Origin of the sequence: Comamonas terrae, from assembly GCF_001544075.1 — a bacterium.
In the GTDB taxonomy this organism is placed as follows: domain Bacteria; phylum Pseudomonadota; class Gammaproteobacteria; order Burkholderiales; family Burkholderiaceae_C; genus Comamonas; species Comamonas terrae.
In genome coordinates this window covers 208,701-228,046 of record NZ_BCNT01000001.1, presented here as the reverse complement: position 1 = coordinate 228,046, position 19,346 = coordinate 208,701, and the positions used below count along the sequence as shown (strand labels likewise).

The 19,346-nt window shown below is 66.8% G+C and carries 19 protein-coding genes; 6 read left to right on the top strand and 13 right to left on the bottom strand.

Going from position 1 to position 19,346, the window contains the following annotated elements; genetic code table 11:
- Positions 1-19 precede the first annotated feature (19 nt).
- A protein-coding gene (gene prfB, locus Cte04_RS01010) for a peptide chain release factor 2 (RefSeq protein WP_157081777.1) occupies positions 20-1,124 on the bottom strand; the annotation gives its coding sequence in 2 pieces (ribosomal slippage) (positions 20-1,042 and positions 1,044-1,124; 1,104 coding nt in all).
- A 357-nt stretch (positions 1,125-1,481) separates the two neighbouring features.
- Here prfB and Cte04_RS01005 point away from each other — a divergent pair.
- Positions 1,482-3,245 carry a methyl-accepting chemotaxis protein gene (locus Cte04_RS01005; protein ID WP_066470300.1) on the top strand — a complete coding sequence of 588 codons (1,764 nt, stop codon included), beginning with the start codon at positions 1,482-1,484 and terminating at the stop codon, positions 3,243-3,245.
- 309 nt (positions 3,246-3,554) lie between these two features.
- Here the strand turns inward: Cte04_RS01005 and Cte04_RS01000 are convergent, their stop codons facing one another.
- The 7 genes from Cte04_RS01000 to thiO form a co-directional block, all read right to left on the bottom strand.
- On the bottom strand, positions 3,555-4,829 hold the full coding sequence (locus tag Cte04_RS01000) for an acyl-CoA dehydrogenase family protein (protein WP_066470297.1): 1,275 nt from the start codon (positions 4,827-4,829) through the stop codon (positions 3,555-3,557).
- 61 nt (positions 4,830-4,890) lie between these two features.
- The gene (locus Cte04_RS00995; protein WP_066470295.1) at positions 4,891-5,976 is read right to left on the bottom strand and encodes a phosphotransferase; all 1,086 of its coding nucleotides are present in this window, start codon (positions 5,974-5,976) and stop codon (positions 4,891-4,893) included.
- 248 nt (positions 5,977-6,224) lie between these two features.
- A complete protein-coding gene (locus Cte04_RS00990; RefSeq protein WP_066470293.1) occupies positions 6,225-6,944 on the bottom strand; it encodes a Crp/Fnr family transcriptional regulator in 720 nt (239 codons plus the stop codon).
- A gap of 336 nt (positions 6,945-7,280) precedes the next feature.
- Positions 7,281-8,219 carry a thiamine phosphate synthase gene (gene thiE, locus Cte04_RS00985; RefSeq protein ID WP_066470291.1) on the bottom strand — a complete coding sequence of 313 codons (939 nt, stop codon included), beginning with the start codon at positions 8,217-8,219 and terminating at the stop codon, positions 7,281-7,283.
- Positions 8,220-8,237: 18 nt separating this feature from the next.
- Positions 8,238-9,047 (bottom strand): thiazole synthase, encoded by an 810-nt coding sequence (locus tag Cte04_RS00980; RefSeq protein WP_066470288.1) that lies wholly within the window; start codon positions 9,045-9,047, stop codon positions 8,238-8,240.
- A 153-nt stretch (positions 9,048-9,200) separates the two neighbouring features.
- Positions 9,201-9,398 carry a sulfur carrier protein ThiS gene (gene thiS / locus Cte04_RS00975; protein ID WP_066470285.1) on the bottom strand — a complete coding sequence of 66 codons (198 nt, stop codon included), beginning with the start codon at positions 9,396-9,398 and terminating at the stop codon, positions 9,201-9,203.
- A 166-nt stretch (positions 9,399-9,564) separates the two neighbouring features.
- Complete coding sequence (gene thiO, locus Cte04_RS00970; RefSeq protein WP_083526471.1) at positions 9,565-10,686, bottom strand: glycine oxidase ThiO; 1,122 nt, start codon at positions 10,684-10,686, stop codon at positions 9,565-9,567.
- Positions 10,687-11,030: 344 nt separating this feature from the next.
- Between thiO and thiD the strand changes: the two genes are divergently transcribed.
- Positions 11,031-11,924: a bifunctional hydroxymethylpyrimidine kinase/phosphomethylpyrimidine kinase gene (gene thiD / locus Cte04_RS00965; RefSeq protein WP_066470284.1), complete on the top strand. Its 894-nt coding sequence runs from the start codon at positions 11,031-11,033 to the stop codon at positions 11,922-11,924.
- 71 nt (positions 11,925-11,995) lie between these two features.
- Here thiD and Cte04_RS00960 read toward each other — a convergent pair whose 3' ends face one another.
- Positions 11,996-12,514, bottom strand: a complete 519-nt coding sequence (locus tag Cte04_RS00960; RefSeq protein ID WP_066470281.1) for an SH3 domain-containing protein — start codon at positions 12,512-12,514, stop codon at positions 11,996-11,998.
- Positions 12,515-12,629: 115 nt separating this feature from the next.
- Here Cte04_RS00960 and Cte04_RS00955 point away from each other — a divergent pair, with 115 nt between their 5' ends.
- Positions 12,630-13,391 (top strand): ankyrin repeat domain-containing protein, encoded by a 762-nt coding sequence (locus Cte04_RS00955; RefSeq protein ID WP_083526428.1) that lies wholly within the window; start codon positions 12,630-12,632, stop codon positions 13,389-13,391.
- A 65-nt stretch (positions 13,392-13,456) separates the two neighbouring features.
- Here Cte04_RS00955 and Cte04_RS00950 read toward each other — a convergent pair whose 3' ends face one another.
- Positions 13,457-14,764 (bottom strand): purine-cytosine permease family protein, encoded by a 1,308-nt coding sequence (locus Cte04_RS00950; RefSeq protein WP_066470278.1) that lies wholly within the window; start codon positions 14,762-14,764, stop codon positions 13,457-13,459.
- A 424-nt stretch (positions 14,765-15,188) separates the two neighbouring features.
- Here Cte04_RS00950 and Cte04_RS00945 point away from each other — a divergent pair, with 424 nt between their 5' ends.
- Genes Cte04_RS00945 through Cte04_RS00935 form a run of 3 tightly spaced genes read left to right on the top strand, consistent with a single transcriptional unit; the run spans position 15,189 to position 17,447 of the window.
- Positions 15,189-16,055, top strand: a complete 867-nt coding sequence (locus tag Cte04_RS00945) for a hypothetical protein (protein WP_066470275.1) — start codon at positions 15,189-15,191, stop codon at positions 16,053-16,055.
- Between the two features lie 52 nt (positions 16,056-16,107).
- Positions 16,108-16,704 carry a sigma-70 family RNA polymerase sigma factor gene (locus tag Cte04_RS00940; protein ID WP_066470273.1) on the top strand — a complete coding sequence of 199 codons (597 nt, stop codon included), beginning with the start codon at positions 16,108-16,110 and terminating at the stop codon, positions 16,702-16,704.
- On the top strand, positions 16,701-17,447 hold the full coding sequence (locus Cte04_RS00935) for a hypothetical protein (protein ID WP_066470272.1): 747 nt from the start codon (positions 16,701-16,703) through the stop codon (positions 17,445-17,447). Before Cte04_RS00940 ends, Cte04_RS00935 begins: the two co-directional genes overlap by 4 nt.
- A 96-nt stretch (positions 17,448-17,543) precedes the next feature.
- Here the strand turns inward: Cte04_RS00935 and Cte04_RS00930 are convergent, their stop codons facing one another.
- From Cte04_RS00930 to Cte04_RS00920, 3 genes are all read right to left on the bottom strand, one after another.
- Positions 17,544-18,335, bottom strand: coding sequence for a foldase protein PrsA (locus Cte04_RS00930; RefSeq protein ID WP_174522868.1), 792 nt, complete (start codon positions 18,333-18,335; stop codon positions 17,544-17,546).
- A gap of 87 nt (positions 18,336-18,422) precedes the next feature.
- Positions 18,423-18,695, bottom strand: coding sequence for a BolA family protein (locus Cte04_RS00925; RefSeq protein WP_066470271.1), 273 nt, complete (start codon positions 18,693-18,695; stop codon positions 18,423-18,425).
- Positions 18,692-19,273: a septation protein A gene (locus tag Cte04_RS00920; protein ID WP_066470268.1), complete on the bottom strand. Its 582-nt coding sequence runs from the start codon at positions 19,271-19,273 to the stop codon at positions 18,692-18,694. The genes Cte04_RS00925 and Cte04_RS00920 overlap by 4 nt, the downstream gene beginning before the upstream one ends.
- Positions 19,274-19,346 lie beyond the last annotated feature (73 nt).

Genomic DNA, 19,346 nt, shown 5'->3' with positions numbered 1-19,346 from the left:
TCGATTCCTTTCGAAGGGATCAGAGGCCTTGCTTGAGCGAGGCTTCGATGAACACGTCCAGATCGCCGTCCAGCACCTTCTGGGTGGCAGAGACTTCCACGTTGGTGCGCAGGTCCTTGATGCGGCTGCTGTCCAGCACATAGGAGCGGATCTGGTGGCCCCAGCCCACGTCGGTCTTGGTGTCCTCCAGCTTCTGCTGCTCTTCCATGCGCTTGCGCATCTCGAAGTCATACAGGCGCGAGCGCAGGCGCTGCCATGCCACGTCGCGGTTGCTGTGCTGGCTGCGGCCATCCTGGCATTGCACCACGATACCCGTGGGGATGTGCGTCAGGCGAACGGCCGAGTCGGTCTTGTTGATGTGCTGGCCGCCGGCGCCCGAGGCGCGGTAGGTGTCGGTGCGCACGTCGGCCGGGTTGATGTTGATCTCGATGGAGTCGTCGATCTCGGGGTAGACGAACAGCGAGGAGAAGCTGGTGTGGCGGCCGCCCGAGGAGTCGAACGGGCTCTTGCGCACCAGGCGGTGCACGCCGGTTTCGGTGCGCAGCAGGCCGTAGGCGTATTCGCCTTCCACCTTGATGGTCGCGCTCTTGATGCCGGCCACGTCACCCGGGGTTTCTTCTTCCACCGTGGCCTTGAAGCCCTTGCGCTCGGCGTACTTCAGGTACTGGCGCAGCAGCATGCTGGCCCAGTCGCAGGCTTCGGTACCGCCGGCGCCGGCCTGGATGTCGATGAAACAGTTGAGCGGATCGGCCTCGTTGCTGAACATGCGGCGGAACTCGAGCTCCTCGATCAGCGGGCGCAGCTTGGCGGCCTCGGCCTCGATGGTCTCAAGGCCGGCATCGTCGCCTTCTTCCTTGCTCATCTCGAAGAGCTCGGAGTTGTCGGCCAGCTCGCTGGTGAGCTTTTGCAGCGTCAGCACGACCGAGTCCAGGGACTTCTTTTCCTTGCCCAGCTCCTGGGCCTTCTTGGGGTCGTTCCAGACGTTGGGGTCTTCCAGCGATGCGTTTACCGTGCGCAGGCGTTCGTACTTGGCATCGTAGTCAAAGATACCTCCGTAGATCCGCCGTGCGCTCGGACAGATCTTCGAGGGTGTTGCCGATAGAGTTGACGCGTTCTGCTTCCATGGTGTGTCCGTTGTGTTCTTTAAAGATAGCTTTCGATTTTCTCATGCGCAGCGCACATGGGAGGCAATGGCCCGCCAATGTCACGGGCAGGTTGGACGAAAAGTGCGGTTTTTTGCGAAAACTGTTGTCACATAAATTAACAAATGGAGCCTAGAATGCCAAAGCTCAAGCATTGGCGGCTTCTGCCGAAAAGCCTGCCATAGCTTTCGATCCGGCCATTGGCAAGCGGATGCACGGCAGGGCAGCGGCCTGAAGCAGGTTGTTCCGGGCCCGGGCTGGAAGCTGTATTGAGTCCCTGTTCACCGTTTCTTGTATGGCGCCAGCCCTTCGGTCGGCAATTGCGGCGCCCGCCTCCCTATGACTTTCTTTCGCAATCTCAAACTGGCGAACAAGCTGTTGGCTTCGTTTGTGTTCATTCTGGTGCTCAGCGCCTGTTCGGGCGTCTTTGCCCTGTTCCAGATCGCCAAGGTCAACCAGACCGCCACCGACCTGGCCACGCACTGGATGCCTGCAGCCCGCACATTGCAGGACATGCGCTACCAGCTGCAGCGCTACCGTTCCCAGACCATGCAGCACGTGATGGCCACCGAGCCGGCGGAAATGGCGGTCTACGACAAGACCATGCCCAAGCTGTGGGACGAGCTGCTCAAGAACCACCAGGCCTATGCCCAGTACGTCGAGACAGCCAAGGAGCGCGAGCTGCTGGAGGGCATCGGCAAGGATCTGCAGCGCTATGCGCAGCAGACCGCCAAGGTGGTCGAGCTGTCCCACATGCAGCGCAACGACGAGGCTGCGGCCATATTGCGGGGCGAGTCGGTGCAAATCAGCCGCGGCATCAATGCCCAGCTGGATGCGCTGACCGAGATCAACAGCCGTGACGTGGACCGTACCAACCAGGAGGGCGACGACCTGTATGCTTCCGCACGCTGGTGGATCGGCGCCCTGGTGCTGGGCTCCATCGCCGTGGGCATTGCGCTGGCCGTGCTGATCGCGCGCTCCATCGCCCGGCCGCTGCAGTCGGCCGTGCAGCTGGCGCAGCGGGTGGCCGAAGGCGACCTGAGCGGCAAGATCGAGCCGCACAGCACCGACGAAGTCGGCCAGCTGCTGCAGGCCCTGAAGTCCATGAATACCAGCCTGCAGCGCATCGTGAGCGAGGTGCGCCAGGGCACGGACTCCATTGCCTCGGCCAGCAGCCAGATCGCCATGGGCAACCAGGACCTGTCCTCGCGCACCGAGCAGCAGGCCAGTTCGCTGGAGGAAACCGCGGCATCCATGGAGGAGCTGACTTCCACCGTGCAGCAAAACGGTGCCAATGCCCAGCAGGCCAACCAAATGGCCTCGGCGGCCTCCCAGGTGGCCGTGCGCGGCGGCGCGGCCGTGTCCCAGGTGGTGCAGACCATGTCGGCCATCAACGATGCCTCGCGCAAGATCGTGGACATCATCGGCGTGATCGACTCGATCGCCTTTCAGACCAATATCCTGGCGCTCAATGCCGCGGTCGAAGCGGCGCGGGCCGGCGAGCAGGGTCGCGGCTTTGCGGTGGTGGCTTCCGAAGTGCGCACGCTGGCCCAGCGCTCGGCCGAGGCGGCCAAGCAGATCAAGCAGCTGATCGACGACTCCGTGACCAAGGTGCAGGAAGGCAGCAGCCAGGTCGAGGAGGCCGGCCGCACCATGGACGAGATCGTGCTGAGCGTGCGCCGCGTGACGGACATCATGGGCGAAATCTCCGCAGCCAGCCATGAGCAGACCTCGGGCATCGAGCAGGTGTCCCAGGCCGTGACGCAGATGGACCAGATGACGCAGCAGAATGCAGCCCTGGTGGAAGAGGCTGCCGCAGCCACCGATGCGCTGCGCGGCCAGGCAACGGCATTGGCCGAGGTGGTGGGCTTCTTCAAGCTCGGCGCCTACCAGGGCGCAACGCCGGCACTGGCTCCGGCCCGTGCCGCTGCAGCCGCTCCTGCCGTCGCCAAGGCACCGGCAGTCCGGCCGGCGCAGCCTGTCCCTGCCAAGGCGGCCGCGGCAAAGTCGGCGCCTGCCAAGATGGCCCCTGCTGCGACCAAGACCCTGTCCGGCCAGAGCAAGGCCGCGACCGCCGACGAGGGGGAGTGGGAGAGCTTCTAGGCCCGCACGCAGGACGCAAGGAAGTGCTGGCAGCCCCCGCGCTGCGCCATTCGTGAAAAAACGCCTGACCTGGCCGGGGTCAGGCGCTTTTTTGTGGTGTGGGAAAAATGCCTGCTTGCTATCTTTCAGGTAGCGTCTGGCGCATGCCTGTATTCATATCCGTTTGTTCTTAATTGTTATTCCTGCATACGGCTTGCGCCATGAGCTATGAAAAATGCAGCAAGCTGAAATGGCCGCGTAAAAAAATGCCCCGCGGCCGGACAGCGGGGCAAGCGGCGTGTCCGACGCCGTTGGAGGAAGGATGAAGAATCAGCCGCCGCGCGTGACGGGGGCCTCGGCGTTCCTGCCGTAGGCGCCGTACTTGCCCAGCTCCCACTTGGCGATGGCGTTGCGGTGCACTTCGTCGGGGCCGTCGGCAAAGCGCAGCGTGCGTGCATGGGCATAGGCGCTGGCCAGCGGGAAGTCGTCGCACATGCCGCCGCCGCCATGCACCTGCATGGCCCAGTCGATGACCTGGCAGGCCATGCTGGGGGCCACGACCTTGATCATGGCGATCTCGGTCCGGGCCACCTTGTTGCCGGCCACGTCCATCAGCCAGGCGGCCTTGAGCGTGAGCAGGCGGGCCATGTCGATCTTGCAGCGTGCCTCGGCGATGCGCTCCTGCGTCACGGTCTGCTGGGCCACGGTCTTGCCGAAAGCCACGCGGCTGGAGGCGCGCTTGCACATGAGCTCGAGCGCACGCTCGGCCAGGCCGATCAGGCGCATGCAGTGGTGGATGCGGCCGGGGCCCAGGCGGCCCTGGGCGATCTCGAAGCCGCGGCCTTCGCCCAGCAGGATGTTGCTGGCGGGCACGCGCACGTTCTCGAAGTACATCTCCATGTGGCCGTGGGGCGCGTCGTCATATCCCATGACGTTGAGCGGGCGCACGATGCGGATGCCCTTGGCGTCAGCCGGCACCAGGATCATGCTCTGCTGCGAGTGCTTGGGCGCTTCGGGATCGGTCTTGCCCATGGTGATGAACACCGCGCAGCGCGGATCGCCGGCGCCCGAGATCCACCACTTGTGGCCGTTGATCACATATTCGTCGCCCTGGCGCTCGATGCGCGTGCAGATGTTGGTGGCGTCGGACGAGGCGACTTCAGGCTCGGTCATGGCGAAGGCCGAGCGGATCTTGCCTTCCAGCAGGGGCTTGAGCCAGCGCTCCTTGTTCTCCGCGCTGCCGTAGCGCGCGATGGTTTCCATGTTGCCGGTGTCGGGGGCGGAGCAGTTGAAGACCTCGCTGGACCATGGCACGCGGCCCATGATCTCGGCCAGCGGCGCGTATTCCTGGTTGGTCAGGCCTGCGCCGTCGTAGCCGGAGGCGGCGGCGCTGTCCACGGGCAGGAACAGGTTCCACAGGCCGGCGGCCTGGGCCTTGGGCTTGAGCTTCTCGATGGTCTCGAGCGGCGTCCAGCGCTTGCCGGCGGCCGTCTTGGCCGCCATTTCGTCGGCGTATTCCTTCTCTGCCGGGTAGATGTAGTCGTCCATGAACTTGAGCAGGCGCTGCTGCAAGTCCCGGGTCTTGGGCGAGTATTCGAAGTCCATGGGTGCTCCTTTTGTTGTCGGGCAGTGAGAATGGGTGGGAGGGGCGTTGTCGGTACAGCGGTCAGCTGCGCTGGGCAAAGGACCAGGCCAGTTCGGCCATGGGGCGGGCCGTGTCGCCCGAGGCCTTGGCCTGGGCGCTGGAGGCCGTGCCGGCCTCCACGCGCTTGGCAATGCCTTGCAGGATGGCGGCGATGCGGAACATGTTGTAGGCCAGGTAGAAGTTCCAATCCTTGTGCAGGGTGTCGAGATCGGTGATGCCCGTGCGTTCGCAGTAGCGGCGGATGTATTCGGATTCGGCGGGAATGCCCAGCGCCGCCAGGTCCAGCCCGCCGATGCCGCGGCCCAGCGCCGTGGGGATGTGCCAGGCCATGCAGTGGTAGCTGAAGTCGGCCAGCGGGTGGCCCAGCGTGGACAGCTCCCAGTCCAGCACTGCGATCACGCGCGGCTCGGTGGGGTGGAACATCAGGTTGTCCAGGCGGTAGTCGCCATGCACGATGGAGACGCGGCTCTCGTCGCGCGCGCTGGCCGGCATGTGGGCAGGCAGCCATTCCATGAGCCTGTCCATCTCGGGAATCGGCTGGGTGATGGAGGCCACGTACTGCTTGCTCCAGCGGCCGATCTGGCGCTCGAAGTAATTGCCGCTCTTGCCGTAGTCGGCCAGGCCGCGCTCGGCGAACTTCACGCTGTGCAGCGCCGCGATCACGCGGTTCATTTCGTCGTAGATGGCGCCGCGCTCGGCGCTCGTCATGCCGGGCAGCGACTGGTCCCACAGCACGCGGCCCTCCATGCATTCCATGATGTAGAAGGCGCGGCCGATGACCGACTCGTCCTCGCACAGCGCGTACATGTGGGGCACGGGCACGTCGGTGCCGGCCAGCCCCTTCATCACGCGGAACTCGCGCTCGATCGCATGCGCCGAGGGCAGCAGCTTGGCCACGGGGCCGGGCTTGGAGCGCATCACATACTGCTTGCCCGGGGTGATCAGCTTGTAGGTGGGGTTGGACTGGCCGCCCTTGAACATCTCCACCTGCAGCGGGCCGGCAAAGCCGTCGACATGGCCGGACATCCAGGCCGTGAGCGCAGCGACATCGAACGCATGCTGCTCGGAAACGGGGCGGGTGCCGACGAAATGGTCAAAAGTGCTCATGGATGTTTAGTCCTTTGTTCGATTTGTGGTGGGCGCACGCAAGCCGCCACGCTGCGCCAAAAAAGCGCAGCGAGCATCTGCATAGGAGAGGGGGAATTGCCGCGAAAGCGGCGTAGAAACGAGGGGTAGCCGAAGGTGGCTGTCCTCAAAACAGGCATGGCCTAGATCAGGGACACCGAGCAAGAGCCGCCTCGCAGCGAAGGTGTCGTCCCCCCGTTGGGGGGAAGCCGCAAAGCGGCTCAGGGGGGCTAGTGATCCGTATCGGCGATGCGCAGCAGCGTGTCGCGGTCGCGCACCACCAGGCCGCCTGGCTCGATGCGTATCACGTCCTCGCGCTCCATGGACTTGAGCTCCTGGTTCACGCGCTGGCGCGAGGCGCCCAGCAGCTGGGCCAGCTCCTCCTGCGCCAGATGCAGGCCGATGCGGATCTCGCTGCTGTCCGAAAGGCTCATCACGCCATAGCTGCGCATCAGGTGCAGCAGCTGCTTGGCCAGGCGCGCGCGCAGCGGCAGGGTGTTGAGGTCTTCCACCAGGCCGTAGAGCTGGCGCACGCGGCGCGCATTGAGGCGAAGAATGGCTTCCGAAAATTCCACATGCAGGCCCAGGATGCGCTTGAAGTCGGCCTTGGAGACGCACAGCAGCGTGGTCTCGCCATGCGCATAGGCGTCGTGCGTGCGCTTGTCGCCGTCCAGGATGGCCACGTCGCCGAACCAGATGCCAGGCTCCACATAGGTCAGCGTGATCTGCTTGCCCGTGATCGAGGTGGAGCTCACGCGCACCGCGCCCTTGGCGCAGGCGATCCACTCCTCGGGCGGTTCGCCGCGGGCGCAGATGAGCGAGCCATCTCGGAATCGTTTGACGTAGGCGCATCGAAGAATGTCGTGCCGAAGCGAGGGCGATAGGGATGAGAACCAGCGACCGGAATTGATCGCTTCACGTTCTTCCATAGTAAGAATCGGGTCGTCCATGATCTGTCTAATGCGTGACTGAAGACTGGTTCATTGTCGCGTGTGGGACCGGGCGCTTCGGCGATGCCGGTGCTGCACCTGTCGCCTGCGTGTCCGCGCGTGGCGCGAACGGGGCTTGCGTCAATGGCGAAATCGGCTATGCAGTGTGCCAGAGGACGGCGCGCATGAATGCCCGCGGTGGAAGCGGGCAGGGCGGTGCTGCCGGCCGATGCGGCGGGAGCCGGCGCTTGCGTGTAAGCAAAATGGCAATGAAAAAAGCTGCTGGCGCTTGTGGACAAGCGCCGGCAGCTATCGAAAGCGTAGTTCTTGCAGGCGGCGGCGCGCGGGCCGCCCGGTTCAGGCCTTCATGCGCTCGAGCAGATGCGCGGCCGCGGCTTCCGGGTCCGGTGCATTGACCAGGGCGCGGACCACGGCCACCGAGCCCACCCCCGTGGCGCGCACGGCGGGGAACAGATCGGCCGAGATGCCGCCGATGGCCACCAGCGGATACTGCTGCATGAGCCGCACATAGGCGGCCAGGCGCGCCAGCCCCTGCGGGGCCGTGGCCATCTTCTTGAGCGTGGTCGGGAACACCGCACCCAGCGCGATGTAGCTGGGCTGCACGGCGTGGGCGCGCACCATTTCGGCATAGCCGTGGGTGCTGACGCCCAGGCGCGTGCCGGAGGTGCGGATGGTCTCCAGGTCGCGGTGGCCGATGAGGTCCAGGTCTTCCTGGCCCACATGGACGCCATAGGCGCCGGCATCCAGCGCGGCCTGCCAGTGGTCGTTGATGAACAGGCGCGCGTCCGTGCCTTCGACGGCGGCCACGGCGGCCTTCACCTCGCGGGCCACGGCGGCCCGGTCATCCGACTTGAAGCGCAGCTGCACCGTGGGCACGCCGGCGCGCGCCATGCGGCCCACCCATTCGGCCGTGGGCAGCACGCCGTACAGGCCCAGCTCGCGCGGGCAGCGGGCAAAGGCCTGGGCCGGGTCTGTGCCGGCGAGCCCGAAATCGCGCGGATCGTCGGGCCAGTGCGTGGCGTCGAACTGATTGGTGCGTTCGGCCTGGCGTTGCCAGGCCTGGGCCAGGGTTTCGGCATCCACGGCGATGAAGCTCAGCGCGCTGCAGGCCTGCAGCGCCGCCAGATAGGCGGGCTCGCTGCGCAGCGCGGGCGGAACCGGCTGGGCGGTCAGCTGCACATGGTCGATCTGCCCGTCGGGTGCCTGCGCGGCAAACGTGGCGCCGTGGTGGTGGATGATGGCCTGGGCCAGTGCCTGGATTTCAGCGGTGTTCATGAGCGGCCTTGCGTCTGTTTACTCGTGGTGCCAGAAGGGCGTGCCCAGCACGGGCGTGCTGGGCTGGGCGGCCACCTGTTCGGCCATGGCGCCGGCGCGCCAGGCGGCGTGGCCGGCGTTCACGGCATCGGCGAAGGCGCCGGCCATGGCCACGGGGTCTTCGGCCAGGGCTACGGCGGTGTTGAGCAGCACGGCGTCATAGCCCCATTCCATGACGGTGCAGGCATGGGAAGGGCGGCCCAGGCCGGCGTCGACGATCAGCGGCACCTTCAGGCGCTCGCGCAGCATCTGCATCGCATAGGGATTGACAGGGCCGCGGCCCGTGCCGATGGGCGCGGCCCAGGGCATGACGGCCTGGCAGCCCACGTCCACCAGGCGCTGGCACAGCACCAGGTCGTAGGTGGTGTAGGGCAGCACCTGGAAGCCGTCCTTGATGAGGGTGGAGGCGGCTTCCACGAGGTTGAGCGTGTCGGGCTGCAGCGTGTAGTCGTCGCCGATCAGCTCCAGCTTGATCCACGGCGTGTCGAACACCTCGCGGGCCATCTGGGCCGTGGTCACGGCCTCCTGGATGGTCATGCAGCCGGCCGTGTTGGGCAGAACGGGCACGTCGAGCTTGCGCAGCAGTTCCCAGAAGCTGGCGCCGGTTTCGGCGGCATTGCTGCCCTGGCGGCGCAGCGAGGCCGTGACCATGGCGGGGCGCGAGCGCTGCACGGCGGCTTCCAGCACGGCGGGCGAAGGGTAGCGCGAGGTGCCCAGCAGCAGGCGGCTTTCAAAGCGCTGGCCGTACAGGACCAGGGCATCGTCGGCGGTGGTTGTCGAATGGTTCATGACTTTTCTCTTCAATCTTCAAATTACGGCCTGCAGCACCTGAAGCTGACACGGCCTGAGCCAGAGACACCGGGCAATATCCGCCTTGCGGCGGGGCCGCCCCGGCGAAGGCGTCGTCTCCTTGGGTGGGAAGGCATGCGGTGCCTCAGCGGGTCATCCTCCCGTCACGGGGGAGATGACTTCCATCCTGTCCCCGTCCTGCAGCGCATGGACCGCATATTGGGTCCTGGGCACGAAAACGGTGTTGACTGCCACGGCAAACGGGGGCCTGGCCTGCAGCTGCGCCAGCGCATCGGCCACGGTGGCGGAGGCGGGCAGTTCGGTGGCTTGCTGGTTGATGGTGATCTTCATGGTGGGCAAACGGTCAAAACAGTCAAAACGGGCAAGCGGGCCGCCGAAGCGGCCGGCGGGTCTGCTGCACGAGGGCTCCAACGGTAAGCGCTGGCGGCTGCGGGCTTGCATATGGCCAGGGTAGGAGAGCTGTGCGCCAAAGTTCACATGGCCTGCAATCGCCGGCTCAGTGCGCGGCAAGCGCGTGCTCGGATTCGCGGTGGACGGCCACATCGAATTCGCGCGCCAGCGCGGAGTCGCCGTCCTCGTCGATCAGCTCCAGCACCACGTCCAGCATGGCCGGCGAGATCATGAAGCCATGCCGGTACAGGCCGTTGACTTCCATCACGTGCGGCGCGAGCAGGCGCACGGCGGGCAGATTATCGGGCAGCGTGGGGCGGCACTGGGTGGCGATCTCCACGATGCGGGCCTCGGCAAAGCCGGGGTGCACGGTGTAGGCGGCGCTCAGCAGTTCCAGCGTGGAGCGCACCGAGGCCGGCGACATGTCGTCCGATTCGATCTCGGTGGCGCCGATCACGAACAGATGGTCTTCCTTGGGTGCGATGTAGATGGGGTAGCGCGGGTGGATGAGCCGCGTGGGGCGCTGCAGCGTCACCTCGGGCGCATGCACGCGCACGACCTCGCCGCGGATGCCGCGCAGCTGCCTCCACTGCGTGCGGGCGCCCAGGCCCCGGCAGTCGAAAACGAAATCGGGCTGGCCGGCCGTGCCGGGGGCGAAGTCGCAGAGTTCGCGCGGGCTGTTCCAGTGCAGCTTCACGCCCATGTGCTCCAGCGTGCTCACCAGCGCGGCCAGCAGCTGGCGGTTGTCGAGCTGGCCTTCGCCGGGCAGGTAGACGCCCTGGGTGAAGCGGTTCTGCAGGGCCGGCTCGCAGGCCTGCAGCTCGGCACCTGCCAGAGACTGCATGGCCGGCAGGCTGGGATTGATGCGGCGGTTCTTCTCCAGCACGCCGAAGAAGCGCTGGGCGTCGCCCTGATCCTGGCGGTGCCAGAGGATGAGCGTGCCGTTTTGCTGGTGGAAGACCGGGGCATCGAGCTGGGCCAGCAGTTCGGGCCAGCGCTTGAGGCCGTGCTGGCCCATGCGCACCACGCCGGGCTCGGTGATCGCCGATTCGGCCAGGGGCGCGAGCATGGCCGCCGCCACACGGGCCGCGGCGCCTTCGCCGGCAGGGCCCTGGGCATCGTAGAGGTCGATCGCATGGCCGCGCCGGGCCAGGGCCAGGGCCAGCAAACGGCCCATCAGGCCGCCGCCCAGGATTGCAACGCGCGAAGAAGCTTCAAGCAAGGACATGTGCTGTTCGTTTTCCGTCAAGGCGCACATGGAGGCCACATCTGCCGACCTGCAGGGATGCATCCCCAAGTGCAGGACAAAACGCGGTGCGTATGCAGTAGTGCTGAAACTCCCCACGCCAGCATGACCTGGATCGGGTGCAGGGGGCAGGCCGCGCGGGTGGCAGCAGCTTTCGGGTCTTGGAGACCGCAGCCCCAGGGTATTTCTCAGTCGCACATCCGGTCTGGAGGCGCGGCATCAGCCGCGCGCCGCATGGGACACCCCTGTTTCGTCCGTCAGCAGGCATTACAGCACAACTGCAAACACCGCGTTTCGACTGGTCGCATGGGCGATAATTTTTGTCCATGACAGTGACCGCCTCCACCACCGCTTCCGAATCCTCCTCCACGGCAGCGCGCAAGCGCTATGCGCGCGTGCTCTCCATTGCCGGCTCCGACAGCGGCGGCGGCGCCGGCATCCAGGCCGATCTCAAGACCTGCAGCGCCCTGGGCTGCTATGGCATGACGGCGATCACGGCGATCACGGTGCAGAACACGCTGGGCGTGACGGGCATCCACGGCATTCCGCTCGATACCGTGCGCGGCCAGATCGATGCCGTGGTGGGCGATATCGGCGTGGACGCCGTCAAGATCGGCATGCTGGCCACGCCCGAGGTGGTGCAGGTGGTTGCCGACGCGATCCGCCGCCACGGCATCCGCAATGTGGTGCTGGACCCGGTGATGGTGGCCACCAGCGGCGACCGCCTGATCGCGCCCGAGACGGCCCGGGTGCTGGTCAGGGAGCTGTTCCCGCTGGCCACGGTGGTCACGCCCAACCTGGACGAAGCCGCACTGCTGCTGGGCCGCAGCATCGACGGCATCGAAGCGCTGGACGCCGCCGTGGCCGATCTGCTCGCGTTGGGCGGCGCCGGTGCGCCTGCCGTGCTGCTCAAGGGCGGCCATCTGCCCGGCAATCTGGTGATGGACGTGCTGGGCCGGCAGGGGCAGGCCAGCGGCGAGTATCTGCGCCTGCAGTCGCAGCGCATCGTCACCCACAACGGCCACGGCACCGGCTGCACGCTGTCGTCGGCGATTGCCTGCTTCCTCGCCCAGGGCCTGCCGCTGGTAGAGGCCGTGACCGAGGCGCGCAGCTACATCCTGGGGGCGATCGCGGCCGGGGCCGATGTCTACACCGGCCGCGGCCATGGGCCGCTCAACCACGGCTATGCGCCCAGGGCGCAGATCGTCGTGCAGCCCTGAAGCCTTTCACGCACGAATTCACCTGCGAAAAAAGGCCTGCATTGCAGGCCTTTCGACTCCGGGGGGGCAGGTCACCAGCCCCAGACCAGGCTTTTGGCCACCCAGCCGCTCTGGCCGTTGCTGCGCTGCACCTGCAGCCAGCTGCCCTGTTTCTTCAGCGTACGCGCCACTTCGTGCTGTTCGAGCTTGCCGACCACGCGGTGGTTCTGGCCGGCGCCGGCGCGCAGATTGGCGGTGCGGGCCTTGACCACGACATGCGGCGTCTTTTGCGTCAGCGGCGCATGCACCCAGCCCAGCGTGGCCTCGTAGTCCCGGACGCGCAGCCACTGGCCCTGGCGCCGGGTCACCTGCAGCGGATAGCCCTTGCTCAGCTCCCACAGCGTGGCGGAGCGGGTCGTGGGCTTTTCCCGCACATTCACGCTGTTGCCCTTGATGCTTACAAATTCCTGGGCATGCGCAGTTGCAGGCATCACGGCGGTCGAGAGGGCGGCGAAAGCCAGGGAAGCGGCTGTCAGCCAGGCGGCAGTGCGGCGATTGTTCAAAAGCACGGGGCTGGGTCTCCTTTCAGAAAAAACATTCGTAAACAGCATGGAAACCGCTTGAGATCATCGTGTGCCGCTATAGTTCCTGAATGAAGCTGACAGCGCTCCCCGGTGGCGGGCGTCGCTGCGGCACCATCGTTCGCCTGGCAGGGAGGGTTCCATCATGAAGACTGCAGATACGACAGGTCCGGGGCGTGGGCCGGTAGCCTGGCTGACGAGCGGCCTGGCCGCCGCCGTGCTTGCGGCCTGCCAGAGTTCCGGCCCGGACGCCGGCCGGGGGGCGTCGGTCCAGCCTGTCGCACAGGCTGTGCAAGCGTCCGGCCGCAACGCAGAGCTGGGGCGGAAGCTGCGCGATGCCGCGGCACGGGGCGATGCCGAGGCCGTGCGGGATCTGCTGGCCCGGGACGCGCCCGTCGATGCCCAGGACGAACAGGGCAACACCGCGCTGCTGCTGGCCACGGCCGGCAACCATATCGAGGTGGCCCGTTCGCTGCTGCTGCACGGCGCCAACCCCAACCTCAAGAACCGGCAAAGCGACAGCGCCTTCCTGTTGGCCGGCGCACAGGGGCGGCTGGAGATCGTGCGCATGGCCATGTCCTATGGCGCCGACCTGAAAAGCACCAACCGATATGGCGGCACGGCGCTGATACCCGCCTGCGAGCGCGGCCATGTGGAGACGGCCAAGGCCCTGATTGCGGCCGGGGTCGATGTCAACCACGTCAACCGCCTGGGCTGGACCTGCCTGCTGGAGGCCGTGCTGCTCTCCGATGGCGGGCCCCGCCACCAGGCCATCGTGAGCGAGCTGATAGCCGCCAGGGCCGAACTGAACCTGCCCGATGCCCAGGGTGTCACGGCCCTGGCCCATGCCCGCGCCCGCGGCCAGGCAGAGGTCGTGCGGCTGCTGCAGGCAGGCGGCGCCCGCTGAATCTCCCTGAAAAAGGCTGTCGGCGCTGATTAACCAGCGCGGCCAGCTCCTGTTCTGATTGTTTCTCAGGAGGCTTGCACGGCACCGGCATTACCGGCCCGCAGGCCGCGCGTCGCAAGCGCTGCGGCAAAGGTCACGATCAGCGTGGGCAGGGCCGAGCCGGCGGCGGTGCTGACCAGCGGCACCAGGTGGTAGAAGGCAATGCCGGCGATCCAGATCGACACGGCACCCCAGCGCACGGCTGGCGCGTTGCGCACCCGTTCCTGGACATCGGCTCCGAAGGCCAGGCGGCCCAGCATCACGCCGAACAGCGGCACGAAGCAGGAGCTGAGGATCAGCAGGAAAGGCTCCAGGCTGTGCATGGGCAGTACCAGGGCCAGCACGGTGCACAGCACGGCCACCAGCAAGCCCCAGCGGCGGATGCTCCAGGCCGGCTGCAGGCTGTGGGCCGACAGGGCGGCCGAATAGGCATCGCCATAGGCGTTGTCCACTTCGTCGATCAGCACCAGGGAGAGGGCAATCAGCCCGCCCTGGGCCAGCAGCAGGGCCGTGACCAGATCCTCGCTGGGCAGCGTCAGCGCCACCAGCACGCCCAGCGCATAGCACCAGATGTTGGCGACGGCAAAGCCCGTCCAGGTACCGGTCAGGGCGGACTTGCCGCTCCTGCCGTGGCGGGCGTAGTCGGCCACCAGCGGCAGCCAGCTGATGGGCATGGCGATCACCAGGTCCATGGCCGAGAGCATGCCCATGCTGCCGTCGCCCTGGCGGTCCATGAATGTGGAAAAGCCCTGGGCACCGGCCATGGCCAGGAACTGCCAGCTCAGCCACAGCAGGGACAGCACCACCAGCGGCAGTGCCACGCGCGAGACGATGCGGCGCACCAGCGTCACCATGGAGCCGCTCATGAGCAGCACGATCACGCCGCCCCACAGCAGCGTGGCCAGCCATGGCCAGTAGGCGGCGGCCATGGCGCCGCTCTGGCGACCCAGGGCCAGCGTGGCGTCGCGCATCACCACCAGCTCGAAGCTGCCCCAGCCCAGCAGCTGCACGATGTTGAGCACGATGGGCAGGCGCGCGAAGCGGCGGCCGTAGACGCCGTGCATCAGCCCGGCGCTGGCCAGGCCGCTGTCGCAGCCCAGCTTGGCCACCCAGGCCAGCAGACCGGCGCCCGTGAGCGAGCCCAGCACGATGGCGGCCAGGGCCTCGCGCGGGCTCAGGGCCGGCAGCAGGTAGGCGCCCATCTGCATGACCAGCAGGCCCACGCCCAGGCTGAACCACAGCGAGGCATGGTCGCGCCAGGCAAACACGCGCGCCTGCGCCGCAACGGGCGCCAAAGCCTCGTTGGAGGTGGAAGAGGTAGTTGAAGACGTCATCAGGGCTCCGCCGGAAAGCGCAGCAGGGCCACAGCGGGGTGCCGCTTCCGGCTCGGGCCGGGCGACACCGCGAACAGCTTCCCTGCGCGAGGATGATCTCGGGCAAGCCGGGCCGGGCGGCCGCCGCTTGCGCAATCAGGTTCAAAGGGACTCTCTCAGCCCCGTCCTGCGGACGGGGCACCCCCAGCATGCCCATGCAGGAAAGGCCGGTCGGCCTGCCTTGCAGGGGCGTCGGCGATTCTGCCAGAGAACGGGCCATAGCCGGCGCAGCTCTGTCCTGCCTTTCATCCATGCAATCCGCAGACAATGGCCGGGGAGGAGTGCTCGATGTTGCAAATGCTTGCAATTGCGAGGGTCTTATTCAACCCCGTTGGCCGGTATGGCGCGTTTCAGCAGCTGTCATCGACTTTCCCCGGAGCAAGCCATGCGCATTTCCCCTTTCCCTTCCTCATCCGCAGCCTTTGGCGCGCGCCGTGCAGCGCTGCTGGGCGCCCTGGCCGGCACCGCCTGGCTGGCCGCAGCCGGTGCAGGCGCGGCCTCCGCGCTGCCTGCGCCGGCCGGCCCGCTGGCGGACATCAGCATCGTGGAGCGGGCCAGCGGCAGGGTCCTGCCCGTCTATCGCCACCGCGGCGAATACTGGGTGGCCGGGCGCCCGGGCGCCAATTACGCGATCCGCGTGCGCAACAACACCCCGGGCCGCATCCTGGGCGTGATCAGCGTGGACGGGCTCAACGTGCTCACCGGCAGGAGTGCGGCGGCCCGGCCCGACGACGGCTATGTGTTCGATGGCGGCGAATCCTCCGATATCGAGGGCTGGCGCAAGAGCCTGGACAAGGTGGCCGCCTTCTATTTCGCGGAAAGCGACATGTCCTATGCCAGCCGCACGGGCCGGCCGCAGGATGTGGGCGTGATCGGGGTGGCGCTGTTCCGCGAAAAACCGCCGGCCGTCGTCTACGAATCCGCCCCGGGTGCTGGCGACGGCTCGGCCGCAGCGGCAGAGGCGGCTGTGCCCGCTGCGCCACGCCAGGCCGAAAAATCGGGGGCACGCGCCGCACCCGCGCCGGCGCCATCGCTGGGGACAGGCCATGGCGCCATCGAGGTCTCGCATGTTTCCACCACCCGCTTCGACAGCGCCACCCGGCGGCCCGAACAGCTGGTGCGCATACGCTACGACAGCTTCGACAACCTGCTGGCCAGGGGCGTGATTCCCAGGCCCCGGCCCAGCCCGGCGCCGCGCGGACCCCGTGCCTTTCCCGGCGACGGCTTTGTGCCCGACCCTCCGGCCTATTGATCTGACCTGACCCGGCCGGAATGGCGTGGACGGAGTTTGCATAATCGGGCGCATGGCCGTGAACGCATTTGCGCCCGATTCTCCTGCCGATCTCAGCGACGAAGCGCTGATGCGCGCCTATGCGGCAGGGGATGCCGCGGCCTTCGAGCAGCTGTATGGCCGGCACAGCCTGCGCCTGTGGCGCTATTTCTTTCGTAACACGGCCGACGCAGCCCTGGCCGATGATCTGAGCCAGGACCTCTGGTTTGCCGTGGCGGACAGCGCTGCCCGCTATGAAGTCCGCAGCAGATTCACCACCTGGCTGTTCACCATGGCCCACCATCGCCTGGTCGACCATTGGCGCCGCCGCAGGCCGACGCTCAGCCTGAGCGGCGACAGCGAGGAGGCCCGCAGCCTGGCCGACAGCCTGTTTGCGGCCTCGGGTTTCGAGCCCCAGCATTGCCTGGACCGGCAATTGACGGCCCGCGCGCTGCTGCAGGCGCTGGCCGGCCTGCCGCCGCAGCAGCGCGAGTGCTTTCTGCTGCAGGTGGAGGCCGATATGTCGCTGGCCGAGATTGCCGCAGCGACCGGCGTGGCCGAGGAAACGGCCAAGAGCCGTTTGCGCTATGCGCGCGCCAAGCTGCGCGCGGCGCTGGAGGAACTGGCATGAGCCCCGCAACGCCTGGCGAACGCAAGACCGATGCTCTGCGCGACATCTACCTGGATGCCGTGGCCGAGGACCGCGGCCCGGATGCGGCCAGCAGCGAGCGCATCCTGGCCCATGCGCGCCGGCGGGCGGCGCAAGCCCATGGGCTCGGCAGTGCTGCTGAGGCAGGAGACGAGCCTGCCGGCCGCAAAGCGCCGCCGGACACCCGCGATTTCGTTGGCAAGCCCGCAGCCAACGAGCGGCATTGGCGGCGCCATGCGCTGGGTGGCCTGGCAGCCCTGGGTCTGGTGGGCTGGCTGATGCTGCAGCATCCTGCCGGGCGGGAGGGCGGCAGCCGCGATGCCTCGCCAACGCCTGCAGCCGAAACCGCGCCCCGGGGCACCGATGCGCCGGCAGGCAGGGCCGAGCAGTTGCCTGGGTCTGCCGCACCGCCGGCCCCCATGCCGACCGATGGACGCCATGCGCCAATCCGCCCGGCGCCCGCCGCCGCCGAAGAGTCCGCCAAGGCCGTGCGGCCCCCGCAGGAGCGGGCTGCTCAAACGCCGGCAGCCGATGCAAAGCAGAGCAGGCCGGCGCAGTTGCCCTGGTGCCCCGACGCTGCCGACGAGGAAGCCCTCGGCGTGGCCGGCAAGCCCGCTGCCCTGGAGAACGCGCAAGCCTTGCCCGGCCAGGCCGCCCCTTCGGGCTGTCGCCCGCGTGAAAAAGCGCGCAAGAAGCCGCAGCCTGCGGCTTCGCAAGAACGATAGGTCGCCCGTAAGGTAGCCGCGCAGGCGAAAAAAAGCCCGCACAAGGCGGGCTGGGTGATGGTCTGGCCAGCATCTGCGTGCTGGCGTCAGGCCATGTTACTGGATTTTTGCCTTCTCGCGCAGCTGTTCCTGGAATTGGGCCAGTTTTTGCTGTTGCAACTGTTGCACGATCTGGGGCTTGACATCCTCGAACTTGGGCAGTTCGGCCTGGCGCTCGTCGTCCAGGCGGATGATATGCCAGCCGAACTGGCTCTTGACCGGGGCCTGGGTCATCTCGCCCTTCTTGAGCTTGACCAGGGCCTCGGTGAACTCGGGCACGTAGTTGTTGGGGTTGGCCCAGTCCAGATCGCCGCCGCGGGCACCCGATCCAGGGTCCTTGGATTCCTTCTTGGCGATGTCCTCGAACTTCTTGCCACCCTTGATTTCGGCAATGATGGCCTTGGCGCGGTCTTCCGACTCCACCAGGATGTGGCTGGCCTTGTATTCCTTGCCGCCGTTGGCCGCCACGAACTTGTCGTACTCGGCCTTGGCCTCGGCATCGGTCACGGGGTTCTTCTTCTGGAAGTCCTCGAACAGCGCGCGGATCAGCACGGTCTGGCGGGCCATTTCCATTTGCTGCTTGTAGGTGTCGGAGCTGGCCAGGCCGCGGCGGTTGGCCTCTTGCATGAAGACTTCGCGGGCGATGACCTCGTCCTTGATCATCTTGTCCATCTCGGGCGTCACGGGCTGGCCGCTTTGCTCGATCTGCTGCTTCAGGGCGTTGACGCGGGCGACGGGCACCGGCTTGCCGTTGACGATGGCCACGTTCTGGGCCGAAGCGGACAGCGCGGCAGTGCCCAGCACGGTCACGGCCAACAGACGGGTCAGGAGCTTTTGATTCAGGCTCATGCGAATTCCAAACTATGAGAGGTAGAAGTTTGCGCGGATAAACAACAGGCTCCGAACTGCGGAGCCTGCCAGAACGTCAATACGCTCTTAAAGAGTTTCAATGGCAATGGCATGCACGCCCTGGTCAATGAAATCTTGCAGCGCATCATACACAAGGCGATGGCGTGCCACTCGGCTCCTGCCTTCAAACAGCGGCGAAGCTATGCGCACCCTGAAATGGGTGCCCATGCCGCTGCCGTTGGCTCCGGCATGGCCGGCGTGCTGGTAGCTTTCGTCGAGCACTTCGAGATGGCTGGGCGAGAGACTGCGCGCGAGGACGGCCTGCATGGCTTCGGCGGTGATGGGGGCGGCTGCGTTCATGGCTGCTGGTCCTGCTGTGCTGGGGTGGAGTTGCCGGTCTTGTCCTTGTCGTCCTGCGGCAGGTAGCGGCTCATGTAGATGGCCTGGCCGATGACGAAGACCACCATCAGGCCCATGCCGCCGAACAGCTTGAAATTGACCCAGGTGTCGGTGCTGAAGTTGTAGGCGACCCAGAGGTTGAGCGCGCCCATGAGGGCGAAGAAGGCCGTCCAGGCCCAGTTGAGCCTGAGCCAGACGGCATCGGGCAGCTGCAGCTGTGCGCCCATGACCGAGCGCAGCAGGTTCTTGCGAAACAGCAACTGGCCCACGAGCAGCGCGCCGCCCATGAGCCAGTACAGCACCGTGGGTTTCCACTTGATGAAGCTGTCGTTGTGGGCCAGCAGCGTGGCGCCGCCGAACAGCACGATCACGCCCAGGCTCACCCACTGCATGGGCTCGACCTTGCCGTGCTTCATGCGCAGGTAGGCGATCTGGGCCACGGTGGCCACGATGGCCACGGCCGTGGCGGCATAGATGCCCCAGACCTTGAAGGCCGCAAAGAACAGGATGATGGGAAAGAAGTCGATCAGCAGCTTCATGCGCAGGCAATCATTGGAACAATGGTGGCGAGGCGGCTGATGGCCGCGCTCGCGCCAATCCGCCATCATGCAC

Coding starts and splice junctions, on each gene's coding strand:
- Cte04_RS01005 (WP_066470300.1), top strand. CDS start 1,482: ATGACTTTCTTTCGCAATCTCAAACTGGCGAACAAGCTGTTGGCTTCG.
- Cte04_RS01000 (WP_066470297.1), bottom strand. CDS start 4,829: ATGGACTTCGAATACTCGCCCAAGACCCGGGACTTGCAGCAGCGCCTG.
- Cte04_RS00995 (WP_066470295.1), bottom strand. CDS start 5,976: ATGAGCACTTTTGACCATTTCGTCGGCACCCGCCCCGTTTCCGAGCAG.
- Cte04_RS00990 (WP_066470293.1), bottom strand. CDS start 6,944: ATGGACGACCCGATTCTTACTATGGAAGAACGTGAAGCGATCAATTCC.
- thiE (WP_066470291.1), bottom strand. CDS start 8,219: ATGAACACCGCTGAAATCCAGGCACTGGCCCAGGCCATCATCCACCAC.
- Cte04_RS00980 (WP_066470288.1), bottom strand. CDS start 9,047: ATGAACCATTCGACAACCACCGCCGACGATGCCCTGGTCCTGTACGGC.
- thiS (WP_066470285.1), bottom strand. CDS start 9,398: ATGAAGATCACCATCAACCAGCAAGCCACCGAACTGCCCGCCTCCGCC.
- thiO (WP_083526471.1), bottom strand. CDS start 10,686: ATGTCCTTGCTTGAAGCTTCTTCGCGCGTTGCAATCCTGGGCGGCGGC.
- thiD (WP_066470284.1), top strand. CDS start 11,031: ATGACAGTGACCGCCTCCACCACCGCTTCCGAATCCTCCTCCACGGCA.
- Cte04_RS00960 (WP_066470281.1), bottom strand. CDS start 12,514: ATGCTGTTTACGAATGTTTTTTCTGAAAGGAGACCCAGCCCCGTGCTT.
- Cte04_RS00955 (WP_083526428.1), top strand. CDS start 12,630: ATGAAGACTGCAGATACGACAGGTCCGGGGCGTGGGCCGGTAGCCTGG.
- Cte04_RS00950 (WP_066470278.1), bottom strand. CDS start 14,764: ATGACGTCTTCAACTACCTCTTCCACCTCCAACGAGGCTTTGGCGCCC.
- Cte04_RS00945 (WP_066470275.1), top strand. CDS start 15,189: ATGCGCATTTCCCCTTTCCCTTCCTCATCCGCAGCCTTTGGCGCGCGC.
- Cte04_RS00940 (WP_066470273.1), top strand. CDS start 16,108: ATGGCCGTGAACGCATTTGCGCCCGATTCTCCTGCCGATCTCAGCGAC.
- Cte04_RS00935 (WP_066470272.1), top strand. CDS start 16,701: ATGAGCCCCGCAACGCCTGGCGAACGCAAGACCGATGCTCTGCGCGAC.
- Cte04_RS00930 (WP_174522868.1), bottom strand. CDS start 18,335: ATGAGCCTGAATCAAAAGCTCCTGACCCGTCTGTTGGCCGTGACCGTG.
- Cte04_RS00925 (WP_066470271.1), bottom strand. CDS start 18,695: ATGAACGCAGCCGCCCCCATCACCGCCGAAGCCATGCAGGCCGTCCTC.
- Cte04_RS00920 (WP_066470268.1), bottom strand. CDS start 19,273: ATGAAGCTGCTGATCGACTTCTTTCCCATCATCCTGTTCTTTGCGGCC.